Source organism: Arthrobacter sp. MYb213, assembly GCF_002979915.1.
Classification (GTDB): domain Bacteria; phylum Actinomycetota; class Actinomycetes; order Actinomycetales; family Micrococcaceae; genus Glutamicibacter.
Map to the genome: position 1 here is coordinate 224,717 of NZ_PCQA01000006.1, position 17,102 is coordinate 241,818.

The window sequence follows — 17,102 nt, forward strand, 5'->3', positions numbered from 1 at the left end:
CACGAAAATGTAGTGCCCGCCACATAGACTTCGACCAAGCGCATCTTATTCGAGGGGGATCGATGGTCCACTGCATTCCGCAGGAGCCAGAATTTTCAGATGGCCAGTCGGCTGAAAAGGCGGTGTGGGAACAGCTGCGTCTTTCTTTGCCCGATGACGCGGTCCTTGCCCATTCGGTATCGGTGCGCCACGGCGCCGTGGAGCACGAGATTGACCTGCTCATCTTGTGGCCCGGGGTCGGTCTTGCCGCCATCGAGGTCAAGGGCGGGTTAGTCGGTGTGGAAAATGGCGCCTGGTATCAGTCAGATGCCAAGGGCCGGCACCCGATGAAAGACCCGATGGCCCAGGTGCAAAGCGCCTCCCATGCGTTTAAGAAGTGGATAGCTGAGCAGACCGGCACCCCGTTGAACAGCCGTTTTGCCCATATAGTCTGTCTTCCCTACACAGAAGTTCCAGCGGACTGGGCGAAGGCAGATCTTCCGCGTGATCTATTAATGGATCAAAAAGATCTCCTGCACAGCGCCAATTCCGTGCGCCGTGCGATCCAAGAACAAGGTGGCGGTTATTCCGCCCTGGCGCCAGCCTTTGCGGACCGCATCTGCCGGCACCTCGCTGCCGACTTTGCACCCGAGCATTTACAGGCCTCCGAGGCGTTGGAAAATGAGGATCTTCAAGAGCATCTCACCGCACGCCAAGCTATTTTGCTAAGCGCCACACGTTCGCTTCCCCGAGTGAGATTTATTGGTGGCGCCGGGAGCGGTAAAACCTGGATGGCAGTTGAAAAGGCCAAGCAGTTGGCCAAGGATAACGAGCGGGTGGGACTCTTTTGCTACAACAAGGGTCTTGGCCACTACCTGAAAAAGCAGGTCGGCTCTTGGCGCCAGAATAAGCCCGTACATGTGGGAGAGTTCCACGAGTATGCGCGCAGCCTCGGGGTGCCCGATGGCACCGGACAAGACTATTTTGATGTGCAAATGCCCCGGCTATTGCGCGAGCTGGCGCTGAAACTTCCCGAAGCGCAGAAACTCGACGCGATCATCGTCGATGAGGCTCAAGACTTTGCCCCCGAATGGTGGGAAGCGCTACTGGCCTGTACCAAAGACCCGTTACAGGGCAAAATTTATGCCTTCATGGATGTGCGGCAAAACGTGTATCGGCGCTGGAACGGTGAGGACCTGGGAGCAAGCTTTGGCCCCGCGGCCGCGCTGGTTCCAATTCATGTTGATGACAACCTGCGCAACACCCGACGCATTGCGCAAACCTTCAAGAATCTTGCTGGAGATCAGGTCAAGCCCCGCGGCGGTCAGGGCATGCCGGTACGGTTCGTTTCCTGCGCCACCGAGGACGCGGTAGAACTGGCCTCGGACTGTGTTGATCCACTGATCGAAGAGGGATGGGCGAACAACCAGATTGCGCTGCTCACCACCAACCGACGCCACCCTATCCATCAGGAACACTACGATCTAAACACCATAGATTCGGCATATTGGCCGGCCTTCCATGCGAATGAGGAAGAATTCTACGGGCACGTGCTCGGCTTCAAAGGCCTAGAACGGTCGGTAGTGGTGCTGTGCGTTAATGGGTTTAAAGATATGTCGCGTGCGGTCGAGCAACTCTATGTGGGGCTCTCGCGCGCCCGAAGTTTGCTGGTGGTCGTCGGTGACAAGGAACTAATTGATGAAGCCTGCGGCACCGAACTTCATGCAGCCCTCACCTCGGCAACACCTTGGTCTCCCTAGAAGTTCAACCCGCGGGCCGCCACATCCCATTCTTCGACCACTTCGCCATCTCGCACCACTAAGACCTGATCGACCAGATTCACTGTCACGCACACATGGTTTGGAATGACCCGTAGCTGCTCCCCATGCTCCGGAAGTCGCTGCCCCTCGGGCCAGATTATGGTTGCGTGATGTTCAGAGATAGCGCTGATCCGTGCCTCCGGATTTTCAAGAATCCGACCAAAACCGGACGCCCAACCAGGCCTGTCCGAGCCAAGAATTTTACTTCCCGCATCCACAACGATTCTGCGCGGATTCTGCTCATCACCCTCATGGCGGCTGATCACCGTGGAGGCTACGCTGAGCGCAAGGTCTTCCCAACGGCAACGTCCCAACTCAAACTGTTGCGCATCACCAAAAACATACACTCCGGGACGCACTTCGGTGAGCAGATCATTATTCGCTAATTCCGCGGTGGGAGTTGATCCCCCACTGATACGTTTGAGCTCGAAACCGTCCGCACGCAGCAACGCGGCCGCTTCACCGAGCGCATACTGCTCTTGGTCTGTGACTTCTTGGGGCTTTCCCAGGGCGTAACTATGGCCCGGAAAGGTGAAGATTCCGATGACGTTCAGGCCAGCTTCACGAGCGGCCCGAGCAACGTCGAGCGCTTCACCTGGCAGCACACCACTGCGATGATGTCCGCTGTCGATCTCGATCATCAGCCCAAGTTTGTCTTTTTTATCAGCGAGCTGACGGGCAAGCTGTTGAACCGCGGCAATTGAATCGGTACCGAGGGAAAGTTTGACGTAGCTCAGTAGTTCGCGGATCCGCTTGGCTTGCGCATCGGAAACCCACAGTGGGTAGGCCACAAACAGATCACCCACGCCATGCAATGCAAAAGTTAGCGCCTCACCAATGGTGGCAACGGTTAGCCCCACGGCTCCGGCCTCCAGCTGACGCCCGGCAATCTCATGCATCTTATGTGTCTTGGCGTGTGGGCGTAGCGCTAACCCCTTGGCGGCGACATTCTTGGCTACCCGATCGATATTCCGGTCTAAAATATCAAGATCTATCAAGATCTGCGGAGTTAACAATCCCTGCGGGAGCCCAGTCATAAACGCCAACTTTCTCAACACCTACCGATGATCCATCTTGTACGTTACCTGCCTCAAGCCCATCGCAAGTTATCGTTGCCCCGAAAGCGCGGTGCCACGTAACTTCATCGAAAGTTCGTGGGCATGATGCAGTAGTAATTTCCCTAAGGCTTCTTGGCGGGAGGGTTCGAAGCGTGACTCGATCCCGGTTAAACTCAATGCCCAGGCAGGCTGCCCGGAGGCATCAAAAACCGCGGCGCCAATGCCCCAGCTGCCTTCCACGATCAACCCTGGGTTCAACGAATACCCCAACGTACGAGTTTGATCAATCTTGCTTCGCACCTGCTCGGCACCGTGCGCCTGACCATATTCGGCCACCAAATTGCTGGATTCGAGGTAGCGCTCCATCGCCTCTTCGGGCAGGAATGCCAAGATGGCGATGCCCGCCGAGGCTACCCCTAACGGGAATCTTCGTCCTTCATAGAGCACAAATGAACGGATCGGGAAGGCACCATCTTGACGCAATAGGCAGACTGTTTCGTCGCCACGGCGGGCGGACAGAAATGCGCTCTCCCCAGTTTCTTCGGCGAGCGCCGCGACGTGTACGCGAGCCAACTCGCTGATGTCGTAGCGTTCTGCGGCTACCGCGCCCATCAAATATAGTTCTGGCCCCAGCAGCCAGCGTCCAGCTTGGTGGTCGTGGTCGCAGAATCCTTCGGCGGTCAGCGCCGAGAGTAGTCGGTGCACGGTAGGTCTAGCTAATCCGGTATGCCGGGCGACCTCAGTGGTGGTGATCCCTTGGGGCATCGAGGTACTGACCGTTCGCAATACCGCAGCCAAGCGTCCGACTACTTGGGCACCGGCAGGAGTTTTACTCATATCCACATTATGAACGATTTACGGATAGATCATCACCTATCGAGCAATATTGAGCAGTTCACGCAGAACTATTGAGCTATCTACTTGGAGTTACTACGGTCTAAGTTAAGCAACACTCAAATCCATATTGTGGACGGATAGGGTATGAAGATGTCAACGAAGTATCGTGAGGACGCCGCGAGGGAACTTGCCGCGGTGGTCAAAGATGGAATGATCATTGCCGTGGGCGGCTTTGGGCTCAGCGGCATTCCCAACCGGCTGATCACCGCGTTACGCGACTCCGGCGCCAAAAACCTGACCATTGTTTCCAACAATATGGGCGTCGACGGCAAGGGCTTAGGCGTCCTGTTGGAAAACAAACAGGTGGCCAAGGTACTCGCCTCATATGTTGGGGAAAACAAACTTTTCGCCCAACAGTTCCTCAACGGTGACTTAGAGGTCGAATTTGTACCGCAGGGCACGCTGGCCGAACGCCTCCGTGCAGGCGGCGTGGGCGTACCGGCCTTCTACACTCCCACGGGGGTGGGCACCCCCATCGCCGAGGGCAAAGAGGTGATGGATTTCGACGGGAAACCTGCCATCTTAGAGCGCGGCATCGTCGCAGACATCGCCCTGGTACGTGCGCACCAAGCCGATAGCGAAGGTAACCTGCGTTACCGAATGACCTCGAAGAACTTCAACCCGATGGTCGCCATGTCCGGTAAGCACACCTTCGCCGAGGCAGAGGAAATCGTTGACGGTTACCTCGACCCATCATTAGTGGAAACCCCCGGAATTTTCGTCCAGACCCTCGTCGACACCGACGACGTTAAGGACATCGAACAGCGCACCGTCCGCCCCAAGCAGGAGGCCTAATCATGTGGACCAGAGATCAAATGGCTGCCCTGGCCGCCAGTGAACTAACCGATGGGCAATATGTAAACCTCGGCATCGGTATCCCCACCTTGGTAGCGAACAACCTGCCCGAAGGTGTCTCGGTGAAGCTGCAAAGTGAAAACGGGCTGCTGGGTATGGGCCCTTTCCCCTTCGAAGGCGAAGAGGACGCTGACCTGATCAACGCGGGCAAGCAGACCGTCACCATCCTGCCCGGTGGCAGCTTCTTCGACTCGGCCACCTCTTTTGGCATGATCCGCGGCGGGCATGTGCAAACCGCGATTTTGGGTGCCTTACAGGTCGCAGCTAACGGCGACCTGGCCAACTGGACCATCCCGGGCAAACTGGTCAAGGGCATGGGCGGAGCCATGGATCTGGTCGCCGGTACCCCGCGAGTCATTGTGCTCACCGACCACGTCGCCAAGGATGGCACCTCCAAGATCGTCGAGTCCTGCGATCTTCCACTGACCGGTGTGGGCGTAGTGAATCGAATCATCACCGACCGCGCGGTTTTTGACATCATTAATGCCAAACTGGTGTTGCGTCAGGTAGCACCGGGGGAAACCCCGGACAGCATCAAGGACATCACCTCAGCGAAATTCACCGTAGAACTCCAGGAGGACCTCACAGCATGAGCGTCAAAATTGTAGGTTACGCACGCACCCCTTTCATGAAATTTAACGGTGCACTCGCGGCCATCCCGGCCACCGAGCTAGGCGCCCACGCCGCCAAGGCAGCATTGGAACGTGCCGGAGTTGATCCGAGCGAAGTGCAACGCGTTTTTGCCGGTCAGGTGTTGCAAGCCGGCGCCGGACAGAACCCTGCACGGCAGACCTCCATCGGTGCAGGCATTGGGCTCGATGTCCCGGCAATCACGCTCAACGCGGTCTGCCTTTCCGGCGCCGAGGCGGTAGTGGCCGGAGAGCGTTTGATCAACAGCGGCGAGGTAGATGTGGTCTTGGCCGTCGGCCAGGAGTCGATGTCTTTGGCCCCGCATGTGCAGCGCGCCCGCGCCGGCACCAAGTACGGCGCCATCGAAATGATCGACACCTTGGAATACGACGGACTCACCGACGCCCACGAGAAACGCTCTATGGGCGTATCCACCGAGGAACACAACACCACCTTGAAGCTGGACCGTGCATCTCAGGACACCGTCGCGGCGCACTCGCACCAGCGTGCTGCCGCGTCAGAAGAATTTTTCGCCGGCGAAATCGCACCGTTCACCATCACCACCCGCAAGGGCGAGACCGTGCACAGTAACGATGATGGAATCCGCCCGCAGACCACCGTTGAGTCCCTCGGCGGCTTGCGTGCCGCCTTCGCCAAGGATGGCACCGTCACCGCGGGTAACTCCTCGCAGATCACCGACGGCGCGGCAGCTGTAGTGCTCGCTTCAGATGCGGCAATCAAACGCCTAGGACTAACTCCTATGGCCGAGATCTTGTCTCACGCATTTGTTGCAGGACCGGACCGCACCCTGCATGATCAGCCCTCCAACGCAATCAACACCGCGCTGGCCAAGGCCGACGCAAAAGCCGCGGACCTGCAGGTTGTCGAGATCAATGAGGCTTTCGCGGCCGTGGCCGTGCAGTCCACCGCAACTTTGGGGATCAACCCCGAGATCGTGAACCCACACGGTGGAGCCATCGCATTGGGCCACCCCATCGGTGCTTCCGGTGCACGTATTATCGGCACGCTAGCCCGTCAGCTTCAGGAGCTCGGTTCCGGGTCCCTAGGTGCGGTAGGCATCTGTGGTGGCGGCGGTCAGGGCACCGCGGTAGTGCTGCGTTCGCTCTAATCACCGGCGACTCGTCGCGTTGACGCACAAAACCCCACGTTGAAGTTCAACGTGGGGTTTTGACCGTTTATTGCCCTAGTGCCACAGCGGCTCGCGAGCCACATGATCTGTCAGTAGCTGAGCTTCCACGCGCAGTACCTGACCATTAGGCACCCACTCATGTCGAGTTCCATGCAGTGCGCTGAGCACCGAACGGATCAGCGAGCCGTGACTGACCACCACCACACGCTGGCCCGGATGTTGCACACTGATTTTGAACAACACATTAATGGCGCGTTCCACCAGATGTTCTTCGCTCTCCCCTAGGTCCATGAGGCGTCGCACGTTTTCCTCGCTCAACCCGGTGACGACGGTGCCCTCCGCGTCGCCGTAATCGCGCTCCATCAGTTCCGGAAACTCTTGCACACGCGGAGCTCCGAGCAGATCCGCGATGATCTGCGCGGATTGCCGGGCACGGAATAACGGGGACGATACCACCACATCCCAGGGACCGGTTCCGGCAAGTTCCAGCGCCGCGCCGGTTGCCTGGCGTCGTCCGGTTTCATTCATCGGTAGGTCGCTGCGTCCTTGCAAGCGTCCTGCCCGGTTGGATTCGGTTTCTCCGTGCCTCACGAAGACGATCTCTGCTGCATTCATGGTGTTCTACCTTTCGAATGCGCCGGAATTCTGGCGCGTGTTGCGTTTTTAGTGGTGCTTGCCTGCTGGTTTTTAGGTTTACGTGATCCGTGGCGTACCGGGATCGGGGTGCTGCTCATCGAGTGCGAATCGATCTGGAGCAGCGAGAACCACGAGCCTTCGGGCCCGCTAAGGAACTGCTGGGGCGCGTACACGTCGGTGTTATACGAGGTCGCCGGCGCCATGTAAACGTTGGTGCCCTTGAGCTGTCCCACGCCAGCCTGGTGAAAATGTCCGCACAGGATACCGCGCACGTCACTGCCGCTCAGTACCAGCGCAAGATCCTGGGGATTCGCTAGTCCGCGTCCGATCATTCGCTCATTCATCGAATCCACCGGCGGGTGGTGCAAAGCAATGAGCGAACCACGCGGCGCCGGGACCCGCAACAGGCCCGAGAGCCACTGCAGCTGATCCAGATCCAGCCACCCCTGAGATTCGCGATAGCCGCCGCTATCTAACCCGATGATGCGTAGCCCGTTGATCTCGTGGACGGTGTTTGCGATGCGCGGTCCGGTTGAGAGCCGGTAAACGTTAAACGCCTCGTTGATTGAATCTTGCGGGTCGTGGTTGCCAGGCACGGTAATGATCGGGCAGCCAAGCTTGTCTTGGAACTTGGCGAAAAGTTTGGCCGCCCGGCCGTGGATCGGTGCCCCGCGGTCAGCAATATCCCCGGTCACCACCACCACGTCGGGATTAAAATGTTTGGCCGAATGCAATGCCGCGCGCAAACGTGCCCAGGCGTCGATGGTGCCGTGCAGTAGTTTTCCCTCGGCACACAGGTGCGGGTCACTGAGCTGCACCACATTGAGCCTTTTCATGAGCTGGCCGCCAGCGGCCACACGGTGCTTGCTGGTGCATCGGTGCCTAGCTCCAGCAGTCGATGAAGTTCGGCCCCGGCCAACCCCTTGCTCAGCAGGTAGCCGGTCACCGACCCATAACTTTCAACCAGCCAATCCAGGGTGTCATTTATGGTCGCCGCGACTTCTCCGGGCAGACCATAACCCGGTTCACGAACCGCAGACGCATAGTCCGCGATGATCAATTCGCGCGCAACTCCCATCGCTTCGAGCAGTAACGCGATCACCAGCCCGGTGCGTTTTCCACCGCTGCGGCAGATCACCGCGGTGTTTCCCTGCGCCGGCTGCGCGATCACTCTTAGGGCCGCAATCAGGCGTGCCCCACGGCCATCGAGCAAGATCCGCTGGTTCTGACTCAGTGTTCGATCGTTAGGATTTTGCCCACAATAGAGCGGGATCCCGCGGTAGCGTAGCCCGGGGATGTCCACCAGTGGTTCGCGTGAAATTTCGCTTGGTTCACGCAGATCAATCAGCGTGGTTATTCCGCGCTCGCTCAGTTGCCCGGCGTATGCGGCGTCCGTGGCTTGTGGTGCCACACCGCGGTAAATGGTTTTTGTTCCGAACCCCGGAACCGGGCGCAGGCTCGTGAGTTCGGCAGTTGCGACCTGTAGTGGTGACATCGTGCTCCCCTTGCCTCAATTCCTTGTGCAATGCTTCCCACCATTGCACCGCAGTGGGTTGGCCGGCAGATGAACGATGAGCCACCGCGTCATGAACCTACCGAGAAAAACGGTTAATCTGGCCGGTTTTGCGGGCGTTGAGCCGGTTTTTGCCATATTGGCCCGGCGCTCGAGTCCGTTGTGAACGGCAAGTAGGCTCTAAAACGACTAACCTTGAGAGCAAGAGTGTTCATTTCCCAAGGAGTTAAACTCATGACCGGCAGCAAAGTCGTAGCCTTTGGCCATTTCCAGCCTGAGCGCATCGTACCCAACACCGAGTTGGAAACGCTGGTCGAGACCAGCGACGAGTGGATTACCCGCCGCGTAGGGATTCAAGAGCGTCGCTGGGGAACCGGCGTCGAGACCGTTGATTCGATGGCGATCAAGGCTGCAAAGATGGCTTTGGACAATGCCCCGGACATCAACGCCGAAGACATCGACCTGATCATCGTCGCCACCTGCACCGCGACGGATCGCACCCCGCATATGGCCGCCCGCGTAGCCCTAGGTCTTGGCATGGATCAGGGTCCGGCCACCATGGATCTGAACGCCGCCTGCTCCGGGTTCGCTCACGCGGTAGGCATGGCACAGGGTGCCATCGCCGCCGGCAGTGCCACCAAGACACTTGTGATCGGCTCGGAAATGCTCACCGATTACACCGATTTCACCGATCGCAGCACCTGCGTGTTGACCGCGGACGGCGCCGGGGCATTCATCATTACCGCCTCGGACACCGCAGAAATTTCGCCCGTGGTCTGGGGTTCGGTTCCTTCGCTGTCCGACGCGGTACGCATCGAGGCGGACAACGACATGAAGTTCGCGCAGAATGGGCAGAGCGTTTACCGCTGGACCGTCACCCAGCTGCCAAAGATCGCTTCGAAGATCATCGACCGTGCGGGCATGAAGCCCGAAGACCTGGATGCGATCATCCTGCACCAGGCTAACCTGCGCATCATCGAGCCGCTGGCCGAGAAGATCGGTGCACCGAACGCTCGCGTGGCCACCGACGTGGTCTACTCCGGCAACACCTCGGCCGCCTCAATGCCGCTGGCGCTGTCCAAGCTGATGGCTTCCGATGAGCCTCTGGCCTCGGGCGACAAGGCTTTGCTCTTCGCCTTTGGTGGCGGCCTGTCCTACGCCGGACAGATCATCACCATTCCTTAAGCGCAATTTACCGCAGAGGGTATGCACGGGCTTGAGCCTGTGCATGCCCATCGCTTTGAGCTCTCCATGCATCTTCAGCGCTATTTCAAGCGTCCTACGCTCCTTGTTGGTGTTTAGTTCTCCTCCACGGCATCAAAACCGCCACACTAAGGTATTTAATTCAGCGGTCTGGTTCCATCGAACGCGCGGCGATGTTAGCCCCTGAATTCTTCTATCTCCGTTAATCCGCGATCGCACAGTACTGAAACTTTTCTGCGGTAGTTGAGCTACGCCACGGTTGCAAGAGCAAAGGGCCGCTTCCCGCGCAGGACCCAGCTCAAGTCCTGGTAGTCCGTCGAGTAAAGTCTGCGCGGATTCGAATCCAGTCATTTTCTTCCCCCTGGACGATGTCTTCTCCGCAGGGCATCGACGATAACCTGAATCATGCCAAGAGTGACGAAGGTCGGCCTCCGTTCAGTCAATAGATTGAGCATTTAGGAGTCCTCTTCAAGCGACCTCCGAAGCACCTCGGAACCGGGTACTACCTGCAAACCACCAGGGCACCACACTATGACCAAGCCTCATGGGGCAAGAGCCTTGACCATGAAACAGTCAATCCAATTTGTTAGCATGCCATTCAGGATGACCAATGAAATAAATCCCCATCGACACTGCGGTCTTAGCGCACTGACCTAGGCATTATCCGAGCCTGAACCTAGTCCATTTGGGGATTCTGAGTCCAGGGTTTCTCCCAGCCTGATACCAGTCGATATATCCACGATGAACAGCAAATCTGCGGTTTAGCATTCAACAGCTGGACCATCAAGGATTCCCTGGCCCTCGAAGCTTCGGAATTACCCTAAGTCAAGATTCATCGCCGGTAAGCACTTTCTCAAGAGAGACTCAAGAGCGCCCAGATCCTCTATAAAAGTGTGGAGTTAATTAGCTGGGCTAAATAATTTCGCACCCCTGGTTACATGTTCCGTTTGACCCTATAGTTCATCCATTTTTAGGGTTCAAGGGTCATGAATCTTTGTCGTCTGGGTCTTTGCACAAAAGAGTAAGAACTGTCCGCAAGTATTCGTTTCTCGCGTTTTGAGACTTTGAAATATTCCTCGACAAGAACTTCTTCGAATCGAGGAACAGCGCACATAGTTCCTCTGATTTATCAGTCCATCGCAGAATAGAATCTAAAAGATGTGCTTGACGTCACATGTAAACAATGGAAGTGTGGCTCTTGTACAAATGCTGTTGCGAATAAGGACTAGTCGAACCAGCATTCATCCAGAGAAAGCGTGCGCACCATGAGTAACACTTCTGACACCGCTACGACGATTGAGCAGTCTATCGAGATCGAAGATCTAATCATTACTGATGAAGACCTGATGGATGTACAGCTTCGGGCTCGAATGGATGTCGGTCACTAAGCCAGTTTCATCAATCCAGCCTCGGTCGCAGAATACTGAGGCTGGATTGGTTCGAGAAAGTACAGGATGACTACGATTAAAAACGATGCTTGGTCGCGATTTGCACAAGAGCATGGGCCGGACTTTGCAACGGTGAAGTATATTCCCTCGCTTGTCACTGAACCCGAAGCAGTAGCCTCCGCGATCGGTCATTCTTTAAAGAATGCGACCGATCCCCACGTGCATGAAGCTACAGGACTCCCTCGGATCAGGGTTTTCGGTCCTTCTCAGCTAGATTATGAGGCCTCAGAAGCAGTAGTACATTCCAAATACGATGGCTCCAATCTGGTCGATTGGCTACAAGTAGTTACGGGCCGCAAAGATGTGTGCGCCGCGTTCAATGGGGTGGAGACCTGGTCGTCAAAAACCCGTTCCATCATCTATCGAAGTATTGTCGAGCCGATGGTCACGGCTTGTGGTGTTCCACCACGAGGATTAGACTTTTATTCTTTTATTGCGATGTCCGGGTTCACTCCCTTCGGCATACATTCGGATCCCGAGCCGTCATTTATTTTCCATCTGGGGCCAAACACGAAAACTGTGTGGGTTTGGGAAAAAGACACGTTACCGAAATTGCCGGATAATCGCGAGATCAGCCTCCATACGGACAAATATCTGAAGTCTGCCGATCATGAGTTCACGCTCGGCCCTGGAGATTTCTTATGCATACCCGCAGGTCGTTTTCATCTATTCCGAAACAATGGACCGGCTGTCTTTCTAGGAATGTCCTACTATCGGGAGAATAACCACGACGAATTGCTTCAAGCAATTTCAGCGCTGGTCCGCCGGTCAGGAGATCAACACGACCCCGTGAACACAGCTCTGGCTGCGGCTGCTAATGGTGAAATCCGTCGTGAACTGGATCGCCGTCAATCTCAACGTTTAAGCAGGGGCCATCTGGGGCCTTATCGAATATTGCCAGTTGAACTCTTTAACGTCGACCTCCCCGCTGAATGCCTAGATGTCCCTTTCACTGTCAACAACAACCAAATTTCGGTCATGGGCCAGAGTCTTTCGATACCAGAGAATATCTCAAATGAAGATATCTCTCGCTTTTTCCAACCGGGAAAAGTACTCCGGGCTGTCGACCTTCAAAAACTAACGGATGATTCTTCCGCGGGGAACGCTCTCTTTATTGCATTACTACGTGTGGGTGCAACCTTCCAGACTGCTGAGGTAGGTTCATGAGTACCTGGGAAGCAGTTCAAGCAGCACTAGGTGTGGAATTATTTCCCTTCGGCGAATTTAGGTCAGGTCATGTAGATCCTTCGACTCTGACGGCTTTGGGCTGGCCCTCTGTCAACCGCATAATCAAGTACTCGAATTTCGAACCGGGAACCATCAAAGTAGTTCCGGAGACGGATCTGGACCCCGGACTCTACATTGAAGCGAAAATGGGTGGCGGAACGATTATTGAACGTCAGCCAAGAACTAGGCCCTTCACTGAACTACTCCGGGAAGGGGCAACCCTTGTACTCAACAAAGCAGATCGGGCCTTACCTGAGCTTTCTGACTTCGTAGAACGGTTGATGTATACACAAAATGAAGCGGCCTGGGCCAACGGATATGCGTGCTGGTCCAAGAATTCGGCTTTTGGGCGGCATGCCGATTCCCACGACACCATAATTGTGCAAACGGAAGGTCGAAAGCATTGGCGCGTATACCGCGGCAATGGATCTGACGCCGAGCTAGTCTTCGACGATATTCTTGAAATCGGTGACTTTATACATGTTCCTGTCGGCTGGGATCACGAAGTAACAGGTGTCGGATGCGAAAGTCTTCATTGGACTTTCGGCGTTGCTCATACCTCGCGCACCGAAACGATAAAAGAACTCATTAATTTCGGATGGAGTCTTGGCCAAATCGATCGTTTGACTGAGGAATCCCTACGCGGTCGTCTTTTACACTTGCGCGGAGAACTTAGCACAGAACACCGAAAAGGACTCTCACTCCCGTGGCGCGTACATGACTCCTCATTAAGTGGCGCAGTCATCCGCTGGGCTGGACGCTTCAAGCCCAGCTTAGAAATTAAAGAAGAACAGTTCCATATCAGAGGGTTAGGGAAACTGGTAAAACTCCCATTGACCATGCGACCTGTTCTCGAAGTGCTCATTTCTGGTGAGGGCTTGCACTTTGATAGCTTGCCTAACTCCGCGCAGGAAGTCGTACTTTCCATGTTTATCGCCGAGCTATTGATTGCGGAGCATGCAGACCAAAAATAATGCAACTAACGACGTTGAGTGGGTGTGGCATCCCGCATTGCTCGAACAAGACTCAAAACTCTTTAATCCAGCCGAGGGTTCTTCTCTGGAATTAAACGAGGCAGTGTTAAAACTTCGTGCCCGCTCTTCTGTCGCGCGTTCAGAACTAAACCCTGAAGTTTTCGACAAACTTAGTCGCTGTCGTTTCCTTATCCCCAAAGAATGTGCGCTCGTTGCAACGCATGGACTCCTAAAATCAGCCAAACCCGTCGTCGAAGTCGAATGCGCTCAACATTCGACACCTTGGGGCCTGATTGGTGCGGGTGTTTGGCAAAACCCCGACCCAGATCTCGCAGTTCACGACGTGCTCGCCGGACTCCGCCGCGGACTGCAACGCTCTCTCGCTACCGTCACAAATGCCAATTCTTGGGACTGGAATGAGATGAGCACTGCGGAAAATCCTCCTTGTAGCGTCGTTGACCATGGAAATCTTATCGTTGATTCGCGCGTTGACACGGCACAAGACATCGCAACCAGACTTTTAGCGGCAACGCGCACAGTTGGTGCCCAAGGCCACAACCCAGTTGTCATCGGCGGAGATCATTCTATTGCCTATCCCGTTATCACTGCGCAACGAGAACGATGGCAGCAGCTAGTAGTGGTGCACCTAGATGCCCACGCAGATGCTCGTCCAATTCCTCAAGGACAAGAGACTGCTGATTGTGGAAACTTCGTCACTTGGTGTTTGGCAGACGAGCCGGACTTGCCATGGCTAACTCTTGGAGTGCGCGGTTACGACCCAGAGTTTTCGATGTCTTCACCTTCAAATGCAAAGCATGTCTCCTTTATCAAAGCATCAGATCTTGGATCTAAACAATGTTTCGATGAAATTGACCGGCATTGCCAGGGACGCCCAGTGCATCTGAGTATCGATATCGATGTCCTTGATCCGGTCTTCGCACCTGAGGTTGCTTACCCGGCCATTGGAGGGGCGGATCCAGACATTATTAAGGAAATTATCAACCGAATAAGTTCAACGGGAACAATCGTAGGAGTCGATTTCACCGAGGTTTGCGGCCCAATGACCCGACGAAATTTGGCTGCAATGCATGCCATAGACATGCTCACTCACATTTTAACGCCGAAAAGGACTATTTCTTGACATCTCAATCCGTTCGAAGTGGAAATCCTTTTCGATTAAGCAGTTTCCGCCTCTACTACTTGGGCCAGTCGATCTCATTCTTGGGCGATGGAATCGTCCCGATGACCTTTGCGTTCGCGGCCCTCGCCGTGTCTGATTCAGGATGGGGTATGCCTATCGTGCTTCTGTCGTTGTGGGGAACACGCATGTTGCTCATTGCTCCAGGAGGGAACGTTTCAGACAAGTACAACCGTGTCACCGTCATGGTTGTTGCTGATCTGGTCCGTCTCTTGGCTCAAATCATTCCGGTCTTTGCTTTCATCACAAATACAGCAACGTTATGGCATCTGGGGATCTCAGCGGCGCTGTACGGTGTCGGAACTGCTTTCTACATCCCCGCTAGCATTGGCCTGTTGCCACGGATTGTGCCAAAAGAATCGCTGCAAAAAGCGAATTCGTGGATCGATTTAACCCTAAACACAGGGCTTCTAGCTGGTCCAGCATTAGCAACGATTCTTGTCTCACTAGGCGGAATACCCACTGCATTACTCTTTGATATTGCAACGTTCCTCGTTTCCATAGCATGTTTGTCATTCCTATTCCGCTTGTCCAAGGGTCAGCTTTTGATCAATGGCTTCGCGGAAAGCGATGACGACAAAACCGCAGAATCCGTAAATGAGAAAAAAGAAGACGAGATACCCCCAGGTTTCCTCAATGGGTTGCGCCTCTTGCCTCGCTACCCGGGTGTTTTGTGGCTGATGTTACTTTCGTGTCCCGTGCAGTTGAGTATCGCTTCCATTAGCGTCCTCGGCCCAATAATTGCTAGAGATAGATTGGGCGGTATCGCATTCTGGGCCAGCCTTGCGACCGCACTTGCCGCCGGAGGGCTTGTTGGTTCTTTCCTTGCCGGATGGGTCAAAGTTAAAAAGCCGGTAGTGCTTGTTCTGGTCGTATTGGCGATTTGCCAGCCTATACAGCTGGTTCTCTTTGGCTTAGGACTGAATATTATTGTTCTGGCCGTTTCCTTTGCAGCTACAGCCATCCTTGTAACCGTTGCTGGAATCCTTTTTGACACGTATGTCCAAATGACGGTGCCTGATTCGGCATTATCCCGGGTGGGATCAATCGAACAAACGTTGATGTCTGTCATGGTTCCGATTGGGTTCGCAGTCAGTTTGCCCATGGCTCAGTGGATGGGGTCTTCGCAGTATCTATATTTGTTAGCGGCAGTCATTGCTTGTTGCGCACTGATAGCCATGTTTTTCCTCTTCCCTCGTCAGTCAAGAATTGATGAGTCCCAAACACGAATGATCCAAAGAGTAGGGAGCCACAAGTGACAGAGCTGAGAGATTTGCTAACGCAACTGGGAATGCCCACTGGAGCGGAGCTAAATTGGACCACCACGGCCGAAGGGCGTCCCGGAAGAATCGTCGCCATGCATGGACGACAAGTAGAAGTCATCGCGGTGAATGGTGGTGCGCTGGAACATATTGTACTTGACCTTTCGCGCAACCTCGCCACTACCCCGGTGACTGGAGATTGGGTGATTGTCAACGCCGATCGAGTTGTCGCTCTCGGTGGTCGCACTACCAACCTTTCGAGACCAGACCCAAGCGGTCAAGGAGTTCAAGTTCTTGCCGCCAATATCGATCACGTGATGATTGTCCTCTCGCTGGAGCGGGGACTGAATCTTAAGTCCTTGGAACGCCTTTCGGTCATGGCCTGGGACAGTGGCGCATTGCCGATTACGGTGCTCACCAAAGCCGATACCGTCGAGAATCTCACGGAAGCAGTTGCGCAGGCAGCGCTGGCTGCGCCCGGAACTGAGGTTTTATTGACCAGCTCACTGACCGGACGCGGTTTGGAGCGACTGCGCGAAATTATGGCTGTCGGGACTACGACCACCATGCTTGGCGCTAGTGGGGCAGGCAAAACTTCCTTACTCAATGCGCTAGAAGACAAATCAGAAAAGGTCCGTGAAGTTAACACTTCTGGCGAAGGGCGTCATGCGACTTCTGCACGCCGCCTCTACCGATTATCAAGCGGAGGGGTATTGCTTGATCTGCCCGGTATTCGCTCACTTGATTTGCTCGCCACCGATGAAGGAATGGAGGAGACTTTCGTTGAAATTGCAGAATCTGCTCTGCGTTGTCGTTTCCATGACTGCGAGCATGGCACCGAACCGGGATGCGCCGTCCAGGAAAGTGTCAAAGCAGGGGAAATCCTCCAACGACGTCTCGATAATTGGCACAAAATCCGCAGAGAAATGTCTTATCAAGAACGCAAAGGTGACGCAGCGTTAATGGCAAAACAACGAGCGGAGTGGAAAAATATGACTAAGAGCCATAGGTCAAGAAAATGATGCCTCAGCGAATACCCGTAGTCGAGCAGTGGCCGCTTACTGCATCGGCACTAGATGGGCCGATTTGTGTGAAATCGCAAACAGATGAGTGGCCAATTAATCGGCTCGTGCGCTCCCAGACGCTCCAAATCGTCTACGCAGAACAAACCGTTAATGTCGAAACTCAGGATGGAACGATCTCCTCAACGGTGGGTGACTACTTTCAATTGCTCGCAAAAGGAGACGGGCTA

At 55.1% G+C, this 17,102-nt stretch carries 16 protein-coding genes; 11 read left to right on the forward strand and 5 right to left on the reverse strand.

What is annotated here, in order from left to right; genetic code table 11:
• Positions 1 to 62: 62 nt before the first annotated feature.
• Positions 63 to 1,739: a nuclease-related domain-containing DEAD/DEAH box helicase gene (locus tag CQ011_RS14855; protein ID WP_105678478.1), complete on the forward strand. Its 1,677-nt coding sequence runs from the start codon at positions 63 to 65 to the stop codon at positions 1,737 to 1,739.
• On the opposite strand, the gene CQ011_RS14860 is transcribed toward CQ011_RS14855, so the two are convergent.
• Positions 1,736 to 2,836 carry a D-TA family PLP-dependent enzyme gene (locus CQ011_RS14860; RefSeq protein ID WP_105678479.1) on the reverse strand — a complete coding sequence of 367 codons (1,101 nt, stop codon included), beginning with the start codon at positions 2,834 to 2,836 and terminating at the stop codon, positions 1,736 to 1,738. The two genes, CQ011_RS14855 and CQ011_RS14860, sit on opposite strands and share 4 nt — an antisense overlap.
• Positions 2,837 to 2,905: 69 nt before the next feature.
• Positions 2,906 to 3,694, reverse strand: a complete 789-nt coding sequence (locus tag CQ011_RS14865; RefSeq protein WP_105678480.1) for an IclR family transcriptional regulator — start codon at positions 3,692 to 3,694, stop codon at positions 2,906 to 2,908.
• A 150-nt stretch (positions 3,695 to 3,844) separates the two neighbouring features.
• On the opposite strand from CQ011_RS14865, the gene CQ011_RS14870 reads away from it, so the two are divergent.
• The 3 genes from CQ011_RS14870 to CQ011_RS14880 are packed head-to-tail and all read left to right on the forward strand — an operon-like array spanning position 3,845 to position 6,368.
• Positions 3,845 to 4,549 carry a CoA transferase subunit A gene (locus tag CQ011_RS14870; RefSeq protein ID WP_105678544.1) on the forward strand — a complete coding sequence of 235 codons (705 nt, stop codon included), beginning with the start codon at positions 3,845 to 3,847 and terminating at the stop codon, positions 4,547 to 4,549.
• The gene (locus CQ011_RS14875; RefSeq protein ID WP_219844221.1) at positions 4,549 to 5,202 is read left to right on the forward strand and encodes a 3-oxoacid CoA-transferase subunit B; all 654 of its coding nucleotides are present in this window, start codon (positions 4,549 to 4,551) and stop codon (positions 5,200 to 5,202) included. Before CQ011_RS14870 ends, CQ011_RS14875 begins: the two co-directional genes overlap by 1 nt.
• Complete coding sequence (locus tag CQ011_RS14880; RefSeq protein ID WP_105678482.1) at positions 5,199 to 6,368, forward strand: acetyl-CoA C-acyltransferase; 1,170 nt, start codon at positions 5,199 to 5,201, stop codon at positions 6,366 to 6,368. Before CQ011_RS14875 ends, CQ011_RS14880 begins: the two co-directional genes overlap by 4 nt.
• A 75-nt stretch (positions 6,369 to 6,443) precedes the next feature.
• Here CQ011_RS14880 and CQ011_RS14885 read toward each other — a convergent pair whose 3' ends face one another.
• Genes CQ011_RS14885 through CQ011_RS14895 form a run of 3 tightly spaced genes read right to left on the reverse strand, consistent with a single transcriptional unit; the run spans position 6,444 to position 8,520 of the window.
• A complete protein-coding gene (locus tag CQ011_RS14885) occupies positions 6,444 to 7,004 on the reverse strand; it encodes a histidine phosphatase family protein (RefSeq protein ID WP_105678483.1) in 561 nt (186 codons plus the stop codon).
• A complete protein-coding gene (locus CQ011_RS14890) occupies positions 7,001 to 7,861 on the reverse strand; it encodes a metallophosphoesterase family protein (RefSeq protein ID WP_146112638.1) in 861 nt (286 codons plus the stop codon). Before CQ011_RS14890 ends, CQ011_RS14885 begins: the two co-directional genes overlap by 4 nt.
• Entirely contained in the window at positions 7,858 to 8,520 is a 663-nt protein-coding gene (locus CQ011_RS14895) for a tyrosine-protein phosphatase (RefSeq protein ID WP_105678485.1), read from the reverse strand. Before CQ011_RS14895 ends, CQ011_RS14890 begins: the two co-directional genes overlap by 4 nt.
• 252 nt (positions 8,521 to 8,772) lie before the next feature.
• Here CQ011_RS14895 and CQ011_RS14900 point away from each other — a divergent pair, with 252 nt between their 5' ends.
• The 7 genes from CQ011_RS14900 to rsgA all read left to right on the forward strand — a co-directional run bounded on the left by CQ011_RS14900 (position 8,773) and on the right by rsgA (position 16,872).
• Positions 8,773 to 9,723: a beta-ketoacyl-ACP synthase III gene (locus tag CQ011_RS14900; RefSeq protein WP_105678486.1), complete on the forward strand. Its 951-nt coding sequence runs from the start codon at positions 8,773 to 8,775 to the stop codon at positions 9,721 to 9,723.
• Positions 9,724 to 11,006: 1,283 nt separating this feature from the next.
• A complete protein-coding gene (locus CQ011_RS18085; RefSeq protein ID WP_286161219.1) occupies positions 11,007 to 11,129 on the forward strand; it encodes a hypothetical protein in 123 nt (40 codons plus the stop codon).
• A gap of 66 nt (positions 11,130 to 11,195) precedes the next feature.
• Positions 11,196 to 12,356 (forward strand): cupin domain-containing protein, encoded by a 1,161-nt coding sequence (locus tag CQ011_RS14905; protein ID WP_105678487.1) that lies wholly within the window; start codon positions 11,196 to 11,198, stop codon positions 12,354 to 12,356.
• Complete coding sequence (locus CQ011_RS14910; RefSeq protein ID WP_105678488.1) at positions 12,353 to 13,390, forward strand: JmjC domain-containing protein; 1,038 nt, start codon at positions 12,353 to 12,355, stop codon at positions 13,388 to 13,390. The genes CQ011_RS14905 and CQ011_RS14910 overlap by 4 nt, the downstream gene beginning before the upstream one ends.
• Positions 13,374 to 14,531: an arginase family protein gene (locus CQ011_RS14915; protein WP_105678489.1), complete on the forward strand. Its 1,158-nt coding sequence runs from the start codon at positions 13,374 to 13,376 to the stop codon at positions 14,529 to 14,531. The genes CQ011_RS14910 and CQ011_RS14915 overlap by 17 nt, the downstream gene beginning before the upstream one ends.
• Entirely contained in the window at positions 14,528 to 15,847 is a 1,320-nt protein-coding gene (locus tag CQ011_RS14920) for an MFS transporter (RefSeq protein WP_181148145.1), read from the forward strand. The genes CQ011_RS14915 and CQ011_RS14920 overlap by 4 nt, the downstream gene beginning before the upstream one ends.
• Entirely contained in the window at positions 15,844 to 16,872 is a 1,029-nt protein-coding gene (gene rsgA / locus CQ011_RS14925) for a ribosome small subunit-dependent GTPase A (protein ID WP_286161220.1), read from the forward strand. Before CQ011_RS14920 ends, rsgA begins: the two co-directional genes overlap by 4 nt.
• Positions 16,873 to 17,102: the final 230 nt, after the last annotated feature.

Bases quoted from the DNA above. Each gene is read 5' to 3' on its own strand.
- CQ011_RS14855 (WP_105678478.1), top strand. From the start codon at position 63: ATGGTCCACTGCATTCCGCAGGAGCCAGAATTTTCAGATGGCCAGTCG.
- CQ011_RS14860 (WP_105678479.1), bottom strand. From the start codon at position 2,836: ATGACTGGGCTCCCGCAGGGATTGTTAACTCCGCAGATCTTGATAGAT.
- CQ011_RS14865 (WP_105678480.1), bottom strand. From the start codon at position 3,694: ATGAGTAAAACTCCTGCCGGTGCCCAAGTAGTCGGACGCTTGGCTGCG.
- CQ011_RS14870 (WP_105678544.1), top strand. From the start codon at position 3,845: ATGTCAACGAAGTATCGTGAGGACGCCGCGAGGGAACTTGCCGCGGTG.
- CQ011_RS14880 (WP_105678482.1), top strand. From the start codon at position 5,199: ATGAGCGTCAAAATTGTAGGTTACGCACGCACCCCTTTCATGAAATTT.
- CQ011_RS14885 (WP_105678483.1), bottom strand. From the start codon at position 7,004: ATGAATGCAGCAGAGATCGTCTTCGTGAGGCACGGAGAAACCGAATCC.
- CQ011_RS14890 (WP_146112638.1), bottom strand. From the start codon at position 7,861: ATGAAAAGGCTCAATGTGGTGCAGCTCAGTGACCCGCACCTGTGTGCC.
- CQ011_RS14895 (WP_105678485.1), bottom strand. From the start codon at position 8,520: ATGTCACCACTACAGGTCGCAACTGCCGAACTCACGAGCCTGCGCCCG.
- CQ011_RS14900 (WP_105678486.1), top strand. From the start codon at position 8,773: ATGACCGGCAGCAAAGTCGTAGCCTTTGGCCATTTCCAGCCTGAGCGC.
- CQ011_RS18085 (WP_286161219.1), top strand. From the start codon at position 11,007: ATGAGTAACACTTCTGACACCGCTACGACGATTGAGCAGTCTATCGAG.
- CQ011_RS14905 (WP_105678487.1), top strand. From the start codon at position 11,196: ATGACTACGATTAAAAACGATGCTTGGTCGCGATTTGCACAAGAGCAT.
- CQ011_RS14910 (WP_105678488.1), top strand. From the start codon at position 12,353: ATGAGTACCTGGGAAGCAGTTCAAGCAGCACTAGGTGTGGAATTATTT.
- CQ011_RS14915 (WP_105678489.1), top strand. From the start codon at position 13,374: ATGCAGACCAAAAATAATGCAACTAACGACGTTGAGTGGGTGTGGCAT.